Here is a 15,604-nt window from a genome sequence, read left to right as displayed (position 1 = left end):
ATTAGCGAGTGTGAGCGATGCTACTTACTGCTGCTAGTTCTGCTGCTTCTTGCTCTTGTTGCTCTTGACGCTCGCGTGCATCAAGGATGTCTTTAGTGATAAGACCTTCTTCGATTTCGCGTAGAGCGATAACCGTTGGTTTATCGTTCTCTTCTGGCACTAGTGAATCTTTCATGCCAGTTTGCATTTGACGAGCGCGGCGAGCCGCAATCAGTACTAGGTCGAAACGGTTGCCAACTTTTTCAACAGCGTCTTGAACAGTTACGCGTGCCATGAGGACTCCAAATAGTTAACTAAAATTTTGAATGACGAGAAATTATACAGGCTTACGCGACTATATTCTAGCCACAGCGCTGTCTCATCTGTGAATGGCTTTTGGGAGACCCTTACTCAGCCAGTAAAGCGTCAAGCATGCCTTTATATTTAGCAGCTTGCTTATCTTGCTTCAATCTTTCTGCACGGATGATAGCTTTAAAGTCCATCAATGCAGTATCAAAGTCATCATTCACGATAACGTAGTCGTACTCGTTATAGTGAGAAATTTCTGCTTTTGCTTCCGCCATGCGTTTTGCAATCACGGCTTCGCTATCTTGGCCGCGAGCGTTTAGGCGGCGCTCTAACTCACCATTTGATGGCGGTAGAATGAAGATGCTTTGCGCTAGTGGCATTTGCTCACGGATTTGACGAGCGCCTTGCCAGTCAATATCAAGGAATACGTCGATGCCTTTTTCAAGGTTTTCTTCGATCCATACACGAGAAGTGCCGTAGTAGTTACCGAATACTTCGGCATACTCAAGAAATTCTGATTTTTCAATCAACTCTTCAAAATGTTCTTTTTGCACAAAGTGATAGTGCACGCCATCTTGCTCACCTGGGCGCATACCGCGCGTCGTGTGAGATACAGATACTTTCATCGCGTATGTTGGATTGGTTTCCAGCATCGCTGAGATCAAGCTAGATTTACCAGCGCCGCTCGGTGCCGAGACGATATATAGAGTACCTTTGCCCATATGTAACGTTCCACATTTGGTTGGATGGTGCCGAAAGAAGAGTCGACTGTTTAAAGATAGCACTGACCAAGAAGAATCACGTAAATAGTGAAAATGAGGTCAGAAAAATGGAGGCGAAGAGTAGCACGATCACAAGGATCATAACAAGGAAAAGAAATGGCTTCACCGGTTAAAGCCATGCAAAAACGGCCAGAAGAAGGATCTTCGCTTGATGGCTATCATTGGTGGCTAGGTAAAGGGAGTGCGTGGCTAATTGATATGTGTGTGGTTGATTAAAAATGGTGTATGTAATGAAACAATCAAAGCAATCGTTTGCATTATTTCGCAATCACAAGTTAAAAAGCGTTGAACTTTTACTCTAAACCCTTACAATCCGCGCAAACGATTACGTGCTGTATATGTCTAGTGAATTGGACTGGACGTCTCTACCATCGAGCCTATCTCGATGACTACAGTAAGTTGGCTTATTTTAGGCGAACTTTCTCTATATCAGCATGTGTACCCATCTTCTATTTTATTAAGTTGTAAGGTTACATTGTGAGTGTCGAATCTACCCTCAAAGCCCAGAAATCTTCTGGCATTCTAGAGTCGATCTTTAAGATCTCAGAACGAAAAACCACGGTTAGCACTGAGCTGTACGCTGGCTTTATTACCTTTTTGGCGATGAGCTACATTCTCGCGGTCAACCCAGCGATTTTGGGTGGTATTCCGGGGATGGATAAAGGCGCGGTGTTTACGGCGACGGCAATCTCAGCGGCGATTGCGACCTTGATTATGGGTATTTGGGGTAACTACCCAGTGATGCTGGCACCGGGCATGAGTATGAATGGCTTTTTCAAAGGCATGTTGCTCAGCGGTTCAGTGGCTGTGGTATGGCACGAAGCACTTTTCGGTATTTTCCTCTCTGGTGTGCTGTACCTGATTTTGTCGATGACCAATATTCGTAAGGCGATGATTGAATCACTGCCTGAAGATCTGAAACTGTCGATCACGGTATCCTTGGGTCTGTTTATTGCGTTTTTGGGTTTGAAAAATGCAGGCATCATCGTTTCTAACCCAATCATTCTGGTCAGCATGGGTGATATCGCTAATCCGCAGGTATTGATTGCTTACATCAGTATCTTTATCGCCCTCGGTTGTATGGTGCGTGATATTAAGTTAGCGACCTTTATCTCTTTTGTATCAGCTATCGTATTAACGGTCATCGCGGATGTCATGCTGGGCACCAACTACGCGCCAATTCCGGATCAAATCGTGTCAATGCCGCCGAGCATGGACAGCACCTTCGGTGCGATTTTCGATTTATCGGGCATTACCATGGATAAGTGGTTTGATTTACTGTTTATTGTGGTGATCTTCCTAATTGTCGATTTCTTTGATGGCCTTAGCACCATCATTGGCGTAGGCCGTGATGCCGGTATTATTGATGAAGATGGCAAAGTGCCAAACGCTCGTTCTGCGCTGGTTGCCGATGCGGGCGGTACCGTAATTGGTTCTATTTTGGGTACCACGTCGATTACCGCATTCTCTGAGTCGGGTATTGCTTCTTCGCAAGGTGCGAAGACCGGTTTAGCTGCAGTATTGGTGGCGGGCATGTTCATGCTGTCGCTATTCCTTTACCCGCTGTTCTCGATCTTCTCCGCGGCGATGGTGGCTCCTGCGATGGTCGTGGTGGGGATCTATATGATTGGTCGTTTAGGCCAAATCAACTGGGATCAGAAAGAGTCACGCATTTCAGCTTTCTTTACCATCATGTTTACCGTGTTGAGCTTCTCGCCAGCGAACGGCATGGCGATGGGCTTTATTAGCTACTGTTTTGCCATGGTTGTGGCTGGCCGAGCGAAAGAAGTACACCCAGCAATTTATGTATTGTCGTTGGTGTTCCTTGCATACTTAGTGTTGTTGTAATCCGAACAGCCGTTATTGGTATTAAAACCGCAAAATAAATGGCCTTGTGCTTTGCAAGGCCATCCTACTTTCATAAAGCCGTGATAAAATTAACCATTAGATGTTAATTATTGATGAGCTTGAACCATGCCTTCTAATCTTCCCAAGTCGTTTAGTCGACCGTTTTTAAAAGTATTCCATATTTTGGAAGCGATACTCTTGGTCGCGATTACGCTAGCCACCTTATTCGCAATGGTGGAAGAGTTTGTGCATGTTTTTGTCGAAAGGCGCGTGCAGTTAACTGATATCTTGTTGATGTTTATCTATCTTGAAGTGCTGGCAATGGTGCAGCAGTTTGTGATGAACGGTAAGATCCCGGTGCGCTACCCGATCTATATCGCCATGATGGCGATTGCTCGTTATATCACTCTGGGAATGAAAGAGCTCGATGCCACCTTGATTGTATGGCTATCATTGGCAGCCTTTATTCTTGCCGCCGCAACCTTATTGATCCGTGTTGGTCACCACTATTGGCCATACATCGACGGACGCACCACCGAAAAAGACGAATAGTCGAACATGGTCGCTTAGAGCCTCGCAATTGCGGGGCTTTTTAGTGAGTGAGTTAGAGTTATTGATGAATTAATCAGAATAGTTGCGCTAACGCAGACACTAAGCGATGACGTCATCGGATTTTTGGTTCAAACTAATCACTCACAGTTAATTTCGTTACCCGCACGCATTTGCAGATAAGACGGGTATATCGTTGATACGCATTTAAAACACAACGTGAGTCGTCTGTACTCTAGATAGTCAGTGTTAGGAGCGTTAAAGCTCGCTTTTGAGGTAGTTATGCAAGGTATTCTTTCCATCCAGTCTCACGTTGTTTATGGCTGTGCCGGCAACAGTTCAGCGGTATTCCCACTGCAACGTTTGGGGCATATCGTGTGGCCGATTCACACCGTGCAATTCTCTAACCATACCCAATACACCCAAGGTTGGACGGGTAAGGTGATGCAGCAAGGTGATATCACGGCATTGGCCGATGGTTTAATCAATATCGATGCCGCGCGTAAAGTAAAAGCAGTGATCTCTGGTTACATGGGCAGCGGTGTGCAAGCCGATGAAATTTTGGCAACCGTTGAGCGCGTTAAGCAACACAACCCGCAAGCGCTCTACGTGTGCGATCCTGTGATGGGCGATCCGGAAAAAGGATGTATCGTCAGCCCTGAAGTGACCGAAGCTTTGTGTGAACGAGTCATGAAAAAAGCGGACATCATTGTGCCAAACCAATTTGAATTAGCGCGTTTTACCGGTATTGAAATTCATGATTTGGACAGTGCGATTGAAGCGTGTCAGCTTGCGTTAACCATGGGGCCAAAGATTGTCTTGGTTAAGCACCTACACTGTGCTTCTAAGCAAGATTTCACCATGCTGATGGCGTGTGATGAAGGGCTATTCTTGATTACACGTCCACTATTGGATTTTGTGCGCCAGCCTGTGGGCGTGGGTGATTTGATTACTTCTATCTTTACCGGTCACTATCTGAACAATAATGATCCAATCTTATCGTTTGAGCTGTGCAATACAGCTGTGTACAGCGTGCTAAAAGAGACTGCAGAACGTAATGAGTGGGAACTGCAGATCGTTCCAGTGCAAGATGCGGTTGCTAGCACTGATGAGCCAGCGTTTAAAGCACAAAAGATTGAGCGTTAGATTCTAGCGTGCCTAAAATTAAAAAGCCCTGCACCGTTGCTTAAAACAGTTCAGGGCTTTTTTTCATTGTGAATATCGTAAAACGATTACTCGATATTCTGGATCTGTTCGCGCATCTGTTCGATTAGAACTTTTAGCTCAACACCTGATGCGGTGATGTCGGTGCTGATTGATTTTGACGCTAGCGTGTTTGATTCACGGTTGAACTCTTGCATCATGAAGTCCAGTTTACGGCCACAAGCGCCACCTTTCTTCATTACAGCCAAAGTCTCTTTTACGTGAGAATCTAGGCGATCCAACTCTTCCGCCACATCTGATTTTTGCGCCAGTAAGATCAGCTCTTGTTCAACGCGTGAGCCATCAAGATCAACTTTCGCATCTTCGAATTTACCCAGTAGGCGCTCACGTTGCCACACAAGAATTTCAGGCATGCGCGCACGTACTTTCACTACTTCATCAGTGATGGCGGTTAAACGCTGCTCGATCAGTGCTTTCATGTTGTCGCCTTCACGGCCACGCGCTTCGATAAACTCGTTGATGGCGTCATCAAAGCCAGCAAGAAGGTCTTTGTTTACGCTGTCCATGTCTTGCTCTGGGGTTTCCATTACACCAGACCACTGCATGACTTGGAATGGGTTAATACGGCTGTCATCACCGGTTAGTGCCATCACTTGCTTTGCTGCATTGATTACTTGTTTGGCTAGCGTTTCGTTGATGGTCAGATCGCCTTGCGCTGCAGGGTTTGCTTCAAAACGTAGGTGACATTCTACTTTACCGCGCGCTAGACGTTTGCGAAAACGGTCACGTAGGATTGGCTCTAGGCCACGGAACTGTTCTGGTAGGCGGAAGTAGGTTTCAAGGTAGCGTTGGTTTACGCTGCGAATTTCCCATACTGCTGTGCCCCAGTCGCCTTTCACTTCTTTACGGGCATAAGCTGTCATGCTGTAGATCATCGAATTTTCCTGTCTTATATATGCTGAAAATTAACCCTGAGATAGTAGCACAGTTGGCGTAGCAATCTTGCTGTCTATTATTGCTTTATGAGGATGAGAGGGATTTGAGCATGTCGCTTTACTCGCCAGTCCCACTCTTTTCCGCTATAATCTTGCCCCAACCAAACGTTTCCCCTGCTTATTAAGGTACATGCCCATGCGTCCAAATGACCGCAAGGCGGATCAAATTCGCCCAATCAAAATTACTCGTAACTATACTGCGTATGCAGAAGGCTCTGTACTCGTAGAGTTCGGTAACACCAAGGTTCTTTGTAACGCTTCTATTGAAGAAAACGTACCGCATTGGATGAAAGGCAAGGGTAAAGGCTGGGTAACGGCTGAATACGGCATGCTGCCACGTGCAACGCATACGCGTAACCGTCGTGAAGCGGCAAGCGGTAAACAGGGCGGCCGTACCATGGAAATTCAACGCCTGATCGCGCGCAGCTTGCGTGCTGTGGTTGACCTAAAAGCGATGGGCGAGTTTATGATCACAGTTGACTGTGATGTTATCCAAGCAGATGGCGGTACACGTACTGCGTCTATCTCTGGTGCAAGTGTTGCGCTAGCAGATGCATTCCAACACCTGATTGAAAAAGGCAAGTTGAAGAAAAACCCAATGAAAGGCCATGTTGCGGCAGTTTCAGTGGGTCTGCTGGGTGATGATGTGTTGTGTGATCTTGAGTACGTTGAAGATTCAGCAGCAGACACTGACATGAACGTAGTGATGACCGAAGACGGTCGCATGATCGAAGTGCAAGGCACGGCAGAAGGCGAACCGTTCACTCATCTACAATTGCTGGCGCTATTAGAGTCGGCAACCAAAGGTGTGGCAGATATTGTCGCGGCGCAGAAGGCGGCGTTGGCAGAATAATCATTTTATAGCTTCCTTTCGGAGGCTATTTTTTTATTTTCGTCATAGATGGCATCAATGCGTTGTTAGCGTCGCTTCCTCACCCTAATCACATACTGGAGTATGCTCATAGGGATGAGGAATCTTGCTGCCTAGCCTTGAAACCATCTATTTAGAAAATGTTTCGTTATTGTTTATGAATAGTTTAGAGCACTAGACCTTTATTTAGAGAGTAAGAGATGAAAGCATACCAGCGTGAATTTATTGAATTTGCATTAGAGAAGGAAGTTTTAAAGTTTGGTGAGTTTACTTTGAAATCAGGCCGTAAGAGCCCGTATTTCTTTAACGCTGGCCTGTTTAATACTGGCCGTGATTTGGCGCGTTTAGGTCGTTTTTATGCGGCGGCGCTAGCAGACTCTGGTATCGAGTTTGATGTGTTGTTTGGCCCTGCTTACAAAGGCATTCCAATTGCGACGACGACAGCGGTTGCACTGGCTGATCACCATGATATGGATAAGCCTTACTGCTTTAACCGTAAAGAAGCCAAAGATCACGGTGAAGGTGGCAACTTAGTCGGTAGCGCACTTGAAGGCCGCATTATGCTGGTGGACGATGTGATTACAGCAGGTACGGCGATTCGTGAATCTATGGAAATCATTCAAGCGAACGGTGCAGACCTTGCGGGCGTATTGGTGGCGATTGACCGTCAAGAGAAAGGCAAAGGTGAGCTGTCTGCGATTCAAGAAGTGGAGCGTGATTTTAACTGTGAAATCATCTCAATTGTGAGCTTGACCGATCTGATCACTTACCTTGAAGAGAAAGGCACCAGTGCTGAGCACCTAGAAGCAGTAAAAGCGTACCGCGCACAATACGGCATCTAATCGCAAATTTTTTAAAACGAGATTTGCTACTACGTTCGTTGCTCACTGTTGCAAGTGACGGCCAATGAGAGCGTTGTTTATGGCTCATCGTCCATTGGTCATCCTAGAGAGCAGGAATGACGAGTCGGGGATCTGGTTTGATTAAAAAGAAAAGGGGTTGATGGATATCCATCAGCCCCTTTTTGTTTTTTTTTGCTGTCGTATATTGTTTCGATGTTGCTTACTGTTTTGATAGTGCTTACTGATAGCGACAGGCTTTTTTCTTGTTTTGGTCAGCCATGGTTTTAAAACGCTTGTGTAGCCACATCCATTGCGATGGTGCGCGTAGGATAATCATCTCGACGTATTTATTCATGTATGCTGCCGCAGCTGTTTCGTCTTTTTGTGGGTAATCTTGCTCGATAGAGATATCGGCAATGATTTCATATTTACCTTGCTCGTTTCTAAACCCAGAACCCGGGATGATTTTGCATTTGCTGGTGTAGGCAAGAATGCTGGTGCCGGTGGTAGTGCAGGCATCTTCGACGGCAAAAAATGGCACGAAGACTGATTTGTTACGGCCATAGTCATGATCGGGTAAATAGAAGAGGTGCTCACCGTCGCGCAAGACACGAATCATCTGTTTGATGTCTTTGCGATCAATCAGTTTATTACCATTGTGGGTGCGGCCCCAATATTGGATGAAGTTGTAAGCGGGGTTATTGTGTGGGCGAAAAACGCCGTAGCCACCTAAGCCTAATACGGCGAATGCGCGTGCCGTGATCTCTAAGTTGAGCGCGTGTACGCAGCACAGCAGCACGCCTTGTTTATTTTCGGTGTATTGGCGTAGCTGCTCGGTATCTTTATTGATGATGATGCGCTTGAATCGCCATGTTGGCCAAAACCAAGTAATGCCGGTTTCAATTAGGGCGAGGCCGGTATTTTTGAAGTTTTCTTCGACGATGGCTTGGCGCTCTTGCTCGCTCTTTTGTGGAAAAGCGAGCTCAAGATTGCGTTGCGTGATATGAACTCTGCTTTTGCCATATTTCATACCGATGTGGCCGATAAATCGACCAAAGCGATAGAGCAGTGAGTAAGGAAGTATATTGACGATGATGGCTAAACATCCAAACCCCAACCAAACACCCCAATTGCGCGGGTGTAACAGTGATAAAGAAAAGGTTGGCTTGGCGTATTTATCGTTACTCATAAGTCACTATCCCAAACAGAGTTGCATGTTTAGATTTGAATAATTGATGGCTACCCGTTACTCAATTTGATTTTTTAGCAGGGCCCAGTATTCGTCAAAGTTAGCGGTCGGTTGATATTTAAAGTCAGAACGCACGAAGCGATTGAGGCTGCCTTCTACCTGACCAAGCAATTGCGCGGCGAGGATGCTTTCATCCACCGGGAACGATTTGCCTTCACGTAGTTTACGCTCACGCAGAATCTGACGCAAAGAGGTTTCAATTCGCTCGAATAACTGGTTAATACGCTCACGTAGACGCTCATTTTCAAACATCAGCGCGTGACCAGAGAGAATACGGGTAAGGCCCGGGTTACGCTCAGCAAAGGCGAGTATTAATTGTAGCACCAAGCGAATGCGTGTAAGGGTGTCTTTTTCTTCATCTAAAATGCGGTTGATGCGCGACATTAAAGACTCTTCGATAAATTCGATCAAGCCTTCAAACATGCGTGCTTTACTTGGGAAGTGTCGGTAAAGCGCTGCTTCAGAAACGCCAACTTGTTTCGCCAGTTTTGCAGTTGTAATACGAGAGGCACCCTCGTTAGATTCCAACATTTGTGCCAACGCTTGTAAGATCTCTTCTCGGCGATTGGTTTTTCTTGTTACAGCCATCAACGCTTCCTTTTATTACCACTTATTTAGCAAAGAAATGTTCACCCTACTTCCTACTTAAGCAAAGCAGGATCAAAGCAGGGTGATTAGCTCAAAAAAATTAAGAATTTCAGATTACAGTTTATCGGCAATCATCTGCAAAATTTGCTGCGCAATCTGTTGTTTTGATGCAAGAGTAAGTGATTGCTCACCCTCTTTCCAGTATACGGTAATGGCATTATCGTTACTATTGAACCCTTGCCCAGCAAGCGAGACATCATTCGCACAGATCATATCGAGATTCTTACGCTCAAGTTTGCTTAGTGCGTACTGTTTTACGTTTTGCGTTTCCGCAGCAAAGCCGACGGTAAATGGGCGATTTTCTGTCATGGCGGCGACGCTAGCCACGATGTCAGGGTTCTTGATCATCTTCACCGTCATCGCATCATTATCTGCCGTTTTCTTCAACTTATTGTCGGCTACGGTTTCTGGGCGATAATCGGCGACTGCTGCACAGCTAATGAAGACATCACTTTGCTGGGCGTGATTCATCACCGCTTGGTGCATATCCAAAGCGCTTTCAACGTTCACGCGTTGGCAGCCTTGTGGGGTAGCTAATGCTACCGGGCCGCTGATAAGTGTTACATCCGCGCCCAGTTTTTGAGCCATGTCAGCCAAGGCGAACCCCATCTTGCCTGAGCTGTGGTTACTGATGTAGCGCACAGGATCGATCGCTTCACGAGTAGGACCTGCGGTGATCAGAATCGATTTGCCTTTGAGTGGCTTATCGGCAAAAAATTGCTCACACAAGCCGACCAATTGCATTGGCTCTAACATGCGGCCTGGGCCGACATCGCCACAGGCTTGCTCGCCAGCTGCGGGTCCCCAGATGTGCATGCCACGACGCGCAAGCGTCGCAATGTTCTCTTGAGTGGCTAAATTTAGGTACATCTGCTGATTCATCGCAGGAGAGACAGCAATCGGTGCATCGCTAGCAAGTACTAACGTTGTCAGCAGATCATTCCCCATGCCAGCGGCCATACGGGCAATTAGATCTGCCGTTGCAGGAGCAAGTAGCACCAAATTCGCCCATTTAGCCAGCTCGATATGGCCCATTGACGCTTCTGCGGCGGGATCTAATAAGCTATCAGAGACCGGTCTGCCCGAAACGGCTTGCATGGTGAGCGGGGTAATGAACTCTTTGGCTGCGTGCGTCATCACGACTTGCACTTGAGCGCCACGCTCAATCAGGCGACGGGTTAACTCGGCACATTTATAAGCCGCAATACCGCCACTAATACCAAGTAGGATTTTTTTTCCTGCGAGTGTTTGCATGTTTGAATCTCCAAATTTCTGCTGCCGATAATATCACAACCGCCGATGGGATTAAGTGTGATGACCTCCGCCGAAACAAACCTAAGTCAAACTAGTGAACAATAGTTCACCTAACTAGTACTAATTCGTTACTTACTTCACAGATAAAAAATAGAGTTAACGCAATATAAAAAGTATGTGAACCAATCAGATAACTTTCATGATTGGGGTGGGGGAACACAAAAGACAGGTAAAGAATATGGGATTTTCGCTTAAGAGCCGCAGTAAGTTGACACTGGTTACCATCATACCGTTGGTATTGATCACCACTTTGATTACGATGGTTTATTACTTCAACGGTTTAAAAAGCCTCGATAGTCAGCTGACCACTTATCGCCAAGAGCTTATCGAAGTAAAGAAAAGTGAACTGAAAGCGTTTCTGATGATGGGTGTGACGGCAATTAAACCGCTCTATGACACCGATGTTGATGGTCAAAATAAACAGCAAGCCAAAGAGATTCTCAAAGCGATGCGCTTTGAAAGTGATGGCTACTTTTTCGCTTATGATTCACAAGGGGTTAATACCTTACATGCCATTAAGCCAGAGCTTGAAGGTAAGAACCTGATGGGAATGAAAGATGAAAACGGTGTAGGCGTGATTTCAGGTTTGATTGATGCGTCTAAAAATGGCGATGGTTTCCTCTATTTCTCATGGCATAAGCCAACGATTGATGCTCAAGCGCCGAAGCTTGGTTATGCCGAATATCTCAAAAAATGGGATTGGGTATTGGGAACCGGTATCTATATTGATGATATCGATTTTCAAGTCGCCGCGTATCGTGAATCACGCATGCAAGCACTCAACACGCAGACTTTTTCTGCCATCGTATTATCCTTTATTAGTTTGTTGATTACTTGCGCCGTGATAAGCGTGGTCATTTCTCGTGGTGTGAGGCCGCTACAACACATAGCGGAATCACTGAAAGATGTTGCGGCGGGTGAAGGTAACTTAGCGGCGCGTTTAAAAGTTGAAAGTCAGGATGAAGTGGGAGAGGTGGCGCAGGCTTTTAACGATTTTATGGATAAGCTCCACCCGATTATTTCCGATATTCGTAGTAGTGCCGGTTCGGTAAAAGCGGCAGCGGGGCAATTGGATGGGCAAACGAGCCAAGCAAGTGGACAAATGCAGCGCCACTGCTTAGAAACCGATAAGGTCGTCACTGCCGTAACTGAGATGAGCATGACGGCCAAAGAAGTGGCCAGTAACACCAACGCCACTGCACAAGCGATCGATGATGCCAATGATCAGATATCAGATGCCCAACAAGAAGTGAACCACGCGATTGAAGGCATCAACCAATTAGTCAAAGACGTTAACCTCACATCAGAAGCCGTTTCAGACTTAAGTGCGCAAACAGAGCAGATCACCAAGGTGTTGCAAGTGATTGGTGAAATAGCAGAGCAAACGAACTTGTTGGCACTGAACGCGGCGATTGAAGCGGCGCGAGCTGGCGAGCAAGGCCGTGGGTTTGCCGTCGTGGCCGACGAGGTGCGTTCGCTGGCGAGCCGCACGCAAAACAGCACCCATGAGATTGGTGACATGTTGAAACTGCTACAAAGTGGCGTTTCGCGTGCGGTGACAACTATGGCAACCAGTCAACAACGTGGAGAACAGACGGCGCAGGAGTCTAATCAAATCCAAGATACGTTGGCGGCGGTGCAGTTTTCGGTATCCACTATTCGTGATATGGGGCTACAAACGGCTTCTGCGGCGGAAGAGCAAAGCGCAGTAGCGGAAGAGATTAATCGCAACTTGGTTGAGATTCAGCACATCGTCAATGAAATTAATCAAACTTTACAGCAGTCGGAGTCGATCAGTTCTCAATTGACCAGCTCGGGCGATGAGATGCATCGCTTGGTTGGGCACTTCAAACTTTGATGACGCACGCAATTACATTGTTTCGTTATCTCTGATAGGAAAAGCGAAAGCCAATTACCGCTTTCGCTTTTTATTTTGTTCAATGACCACTCTGACGCACAATCGAGAGTGGCTGAGCATCATGCCGACAAAATGTTTACCCAATAACGTAATGCCGCGTGAAAAACTGCTTTCGCATGGCCCCGCTTCTTTAACGGATACTGAGTTACTGGCGATTTTTCTTCGTACCGGCACCCAAGGGATTAATGTGCTGGAGTTGGCGGATCGGTTACTACGTGAGTTTGGTTCGTTGAGAAGCTTGTTTGCCGCCTCAGAAGAGCAGTTTTGTACTCAGAAAGGGTTGGGTAAAGCAAAGTATGTACAACTGCAAGCCAGCTTGGAGATGAGTCAGCGCTATCTTAATGAGACGCTCAAGCGAGGCGATGCCCTGACCAGCCCGCAACAAACTAAGTTATTTTTGTCGAGTTTATTGCGCGATCGCCAGCGTGAAGGCTTCTATATCTTGTTTCTCGATAGTCAGAATCGAGTGATTCGCGGTGAATTGATGTTTGAAGGCACGATAGATTCCGCCTCGGTTTACCCCAGAGAGGTGGTTAAGCGCACCTTAGAGCATAATGCAGCGGCATTGATTCTGGCGCACAACCATCCCTCAGGCGTGGCTGAGCCCAGCCAATCGGATCGCCGCATTACCCGCCGATTAAGCGATGCATTGGCCTTAGTCGAGGTGCGAGTGCTGGACCATTTTGTGGTGGGGGACGGCGAAGTGGTTTCTTTTGCGGAGCGCGGGTGGATATGAATCACAATTTTAGTTGTGAGTTCGGCTAAATCTAAGTACAATCCATCGACATTTTTTAGACTAAATTCAGCTCTGCTTAAAAAAAGATCACAGAAATCTACAAAAAGGATCTGTTCGGGTATTGAGCAATGCTAACCAAGTTAGTATAATGCGCGACCTTTGATAGCCTTGTATAGACTTTCTATAGCGGATCTAAACCTCTATCCTTCTGTTTAAGAAATAGAAGAGGTTCGGCCACCAAGGTTGATATCGAGCTGAAACGATTTTGGAGAAGACATTATATGTCACGAGTATGCCAAGTAACTGGTAAGCGTCCAGTAACGGGTAACAACCGTTCACACGCACGAAATGCTACTAAGCGTCGTTTTCTGCCGAACCTACAAACTCATCGTTTCTGGGTAGAGAGCGAAAAACGTTTTGTTAAACTACGCCTTACTGCAAAAGGTATGCGCATTATTGATAAGAAAGGCATCGATGCTGTTCTTGTTGACATTCGTGCACGTGGCGAAAACGTTTAAGAGGAAAATAGGCAATGGCAAAGAAAGGCGTTCGTGAGAAAATTCGTCTAGTATCATCTGCTGGTACTGGTCACTTCTACACAACTGACAAGAACAAACGTAATATGCCTGGCAAATTTGAGATCAAGAAATTTGATCCAGTAGTTCGCCAACACGTTATGTACAAAGAAGGCAAAATCAAGTAATTGATTCTTCTTTGAAGCTTCTACTAGAAGTTTGAACGATAAAACCCAGCTCTCGAGCTGGGTTTTTTATTATATGTACTAAGTAGTCATAAGGATGGATTGGCATGAAATGGTTGGTAAGTGGCTTAAAACTGGGCGCACTCGTTGTTTTGGCTTGGATTATCAATATTGCGCTGGGTTATGAGGCTAAATTGGACAGTTTGATTTTACTGTCAATTACGGTTGCATGGATGAAAACAAACCGATTCGGTTCTTGGCTGTTCGCTGCTCTGGTACTTACGGCCACATTTTACATTCCAGTGTCATGGAATTATGCTCACCCTAATCTAACCATTGTCTCCTCGCTTATTGAAACCAATTCCTCTGAAGCTTTAGAGTTCTTCCAAGATTTAGAAATCAGTACGTTGGCTATAGCTGTAGTTTTTGCAGTGATATCTTTTGGCTTGTTTAAGATTATTCCTAAAATCCAAGGTGTGAAAACGTCGGCATTTTGTTTGGTTTTGTTTTCGTTTTTATTGCTCGATAAACCGATTAGAACGATCATGGATCGAAACATTGAGGACAATTATACCCAAGCACTGCTCTCGAATATGCGTTATGCACCAGTTCGTTTTTTTTACGACTGGTATGACTCATACGATAAGTATCATCAATACAATGCGCAGATTATGGCGCAAAAAGAGATTCCATCATCTTGGGTGATCACAAGTAAGCCGCAACATGAGAGTAATACCATCTTTGTTATTGGCGAAAGTGTTCGTAAAGACTATATGAATGCCTATGGTTTTTCGCTAGATAATACGCCATTTATGTCGACAGCAAAGGGTGAGCTTTGGCAGGATTTTCTTTCTCCTGGGCCGAATACATTTACTTCGGTAATGCGTTTCGTTACGTTGAATGATGGGCTTAATATTGAGTTAAATAATAATATCAACACCTTAGCAAGGGCTGCTGATATTGAAACGTTCTGGATCTCTAATCAAGGGCGGATGGGCGAATTTGATACTGGGATCAGTGCAATTGCGAATTACGCTGATCATGTGTCATTTACTCGCAGCGGTAGTTTCAGAGATTCAAATGTTTATGACTCGACACTACTGACAAGTATTCAGCAAGCTTTGGCCAGCAGTGGTAAGTCCAAGTTGATCGTGGTGCACTTGATTGGTTCGCACCCGCGCTTTTGTGATCGCATTGAGGGTGAAGTTAAATTTGACTTTAACGGTGACAAAATCTCTTGTTATATTGAATCGATTAAACAGACCGACTCTCTTTTAGCTGATATTGACTCAATGGCTCAACAGCAAGCACTGCCTTATAGCTTACTGTATGTTTCTGATCATGGTTTAGGGCATCGAGATAACGGACAAAATTTACGTCACGATCCCGCGATTAAGCAATCTTACCAAGTGCCGTTGTTTATTACTGGTTCTTCATTTGAATCGAGAGAGTTGATTTCGTCACCACGCAATGGTTTCTCACTCATTAAAGCGCTTTCGGAGCTCATGGGGGTTTCTAGCCAACGATTGGATGTATTGCCATCTTTTTTCTCATCCTACCAAGATCAGCCGATAGTGAATAATGGTGAGGGAGAGTTGATTGACTTAGATGAATTGAGAGATGATCCGATTCAATTATAAAGCGAAATAAAGCAAAGCATTTTCTTATTACGGTTTAGGCTTACTAAGCCGTATTTTAGC

16 protein-coding genes and 1 riboswitch are annotated in these 15,604 nt (G+C 45.6%); of the genes, 10 read left to right on the top strand and 6 right to left on the bottom strand.

All coding sequences use genetic code 11. The features are described from left to right. Position 1: 1 nt before the first annotated feature. Complete coding sequence (gene rpoZ, locus RH86_RS10850; protein ID WP_005596951.1) at positions 2–274, bottom strand: DNA-directed RNA polymerase subunit omega; 273 nt, start codon at positions 272–274, stop codon at positions 2–4. Between the two features lie 112 nt (positions 275–386). Then, entirely contained in the window at positions 387–1,010 is a 624-nt protein-coding gene (gene gmk / locus RH86_RS10845; RefSeq protein ID WP_005596953.1) for a guanylate kinase, read from the bottom strand. Positions 1,011–1,382: 372 nt separating this feature from the next. Further along, positions 1,383–1,482: riboswitch (purine riboswitch) on the top strand. Between the two features lie 65 nt (positions 1,483–1,547). Here gmk and RH86_RS10840 point away from each other — a divergent pair. The 3 genes from RH86_RS10840 to pdxY all read left to right on the top strand — a co-directional run bounded on the left by RH86_RS10840 (position 1,548) and on the right by pdxY (position 4,613). Next, positions 1,548–2,918 carry an NCS2 family permease gene (locus tag RH86_RS10840; protein WP_009386219.1) on the top strand — a complete coding sequence of 457 codons (1,371 nt, stop codon included), beginning with the start codon at positions 1,548–1,550 and terminating at the stop codon, positions 2,916–2,918. Positions 2,919–3,044: 126 nt separating this feature from the next. Then, a complete protein-coding gene (locus RH86_RS10835; RefSeq protein ID WP_005596958.1) occupies positions 3,045–3,470 on the top strand; it encodes a phosphate-starvation-inducible protein PsiE in 426 nt (141 codons plus the stop codon). A 279-nt stretch (positions 3,471–3,749) separates the two neighbouring features. Next, positions 3,750–4,613: a pyridoxal kinase PdxY gene (gene pdxY, locus RH86_RS10830; protein WP_009386217.1), complete on the top strand. Its 864-nt coding sequence runs from the start codon at positions 3,750–3,752 to the stop codon at positions 4,611–4,613. Between the two features lie 86 nt (positions 4,614–4,699). Here the strand turns inward: pdxY and RH86_RS10825 are convergent, their stop codons facing one another. Then, on the bottom strand, positions 4,700–5,566 hold the full coding sequence (locus tag RH86_RS10825) for a YicC/YloC family endoribonuclease (RefSeq protein ID WP_005596962.1): 867 nt from the start codon (positions 5,564–5,566) through the stop codon (positions 4,700–4,702). Between the two features lie 196 nt (positions 5,567–5,762). Here RH86_RS10825 and rph point away from each other — a divergent pair, with 196 nt between their 5' ends. Further along, a complete protein-coding gene (gene rph / locus RH86_RS10820) occupies positions 5,763–6,479 on the top strand; it encodes a ribonuclease PH (protein WP_005596964.1) in 717 nt (238 codons plus the stop codon). A 218-nt stretch (positions 6,480–6,697) separates the two neighbouring features. Continuing rightward, a complete protein-coding gene (gene pyrE, locus RH86_RS10815) occupies positions 6,698–7,339 on the top strand; it encodes an orotate phosphoribosyltransferase (protein ID WP_009386216.1) in 642 nt (213 codons plus the stop codon). A gap of 238 nt (positions 7,340–7,577) precedes the next feature. On the opposite strand, the gene RH86_RS10810 is transcribed toward pyrE, so the two are convergent. From RH86_RS10810 to coaBC, 3 genes are all read right to left on the bottom strand, one after another. Beyond that, positions 7,578–8,528: a Kdo(2)-lipid IV(A) acyltransferase gene (locus RH86_RS10810; RefSeq protein WP_009386215.1), complete on the bottom strand. Its 951-nt coding sequence runs from the start codon at positions 8,526–8,528 to the stop codon at positions 7,578–7,580. 57 nt (positions 8,529–8,585) lie between these two features. Continuing rightward, on the bottom strand, positions 8,586–9,176 hold the full coding sequence (gene slmA, locus RH86_RS10805) for a nucleoid occlusion factor SlmA (RefSeq protein ID WP_005596971.1): 591 nt from the start codon (positions 9,174–9,176) through the stop codon (positions 8,586–8,588). 114 nt (positions 9,177–9,290) lie between these two features. Next, complete coding sequence (coaBC, locus tag RH86_RS10800) at positions 9,291–10,490, bottom strand: bifunctional phosphopantothenoylcysteine decarboxylase/phosphopantothenate--cysteine ligase CoaBC (protein ID WP_009386214.1); 1,200 nt, start codon at positions 10,488–10,490, stop codon at positions 9,291–9,293. 238 nt (positions 10,491–10,728) lie between these two features. Here coaBC and RH86_RS10795 point away from each other — a divergent pair, with 238 nt between their 5' ends. The 5 genes from RH86_RS10795 (at position 10,729) to RH86_RS10775 (ending at position 15,544) form a co-directional block, all read left to right on the top strand. Then, the gene (locus tag RH86_RS10795) at positions 10,729–12,408 is read left to right on the top strand and encodes a methyl-accepting chemotaxis protein (RefSeq protein ID WP_009386213.1); all 1,680 of its coding nucleotides are present in this window, start codon (positions 10,729–10,731) and stop codon (positions 12,406–12,408) included. Between the two features lie 121 nt (positions 12,409–12,529). After that, the gene (gene radC, locus RH86_RS10790) at positions 12,530–13,204 is read left to right on the top strand and encodes a RadC family protein (protein WP_009386212.1); all 675 of its coding nucleotides are present in this window, start codon (positions 12,530–12,532) and stop codon (positions 13,202–13,204) included. Positions 13,205–13,485: 281 nt separating this feature from the next. Next, positions 13,486–13,722, top strand: coding sequence for a 50S ribosomal protein L28 (gene rpmB, locus RH86_RS10785; RefSeq protein ID WP_004728407.1), 237 nt, complete (start codon positions 13,486–13,488; stop codon positions 13,720–13,722). Between the two features lie 14 nt (positions 13,723–13,736). Then, positions 13,737–13,907, top strand: a complete 171-nt coding sequence (rpmG, locus tag RH86_RS10780) for a 50S ribosomal protein L33 (protein WP_005596979.1) — start codon at positions 13,737–13,739, stop codon at positions 13,905–13,907. A 104-nt stretch (positions 13,908–14,011) separates the two neighbouring features. Continuing rightward, positions 14,012–15,544: a phosphoethanolamine transferase gene (locus RH86_RS10775; RefSeq protein ID WP_009386211.1), complete on the top strand. Its 1,533-nt coding sequence runs from the start codon at positions 14,012–14,014 to the stop codon at positions 15,542–15,544. The last annotated feature ends 60 nt before the right edge of the window (positions 15,545–15,604 follow it).

It is taken from the genome of Vibrio sp. N418 (assembly GCF_000222565.1).
GTDB classification, from domain to species: Bacteria; Pseudomonadota; Gammaproteobacteria; order Enterobacterales; family Vibrionaceae; genus Vibrio; species Vibrio scophthalmi.
Note: the sequence above shows the minus strand (reverse complement) of the source record. Positions and strands in the feature narration are given on the sequence as shown.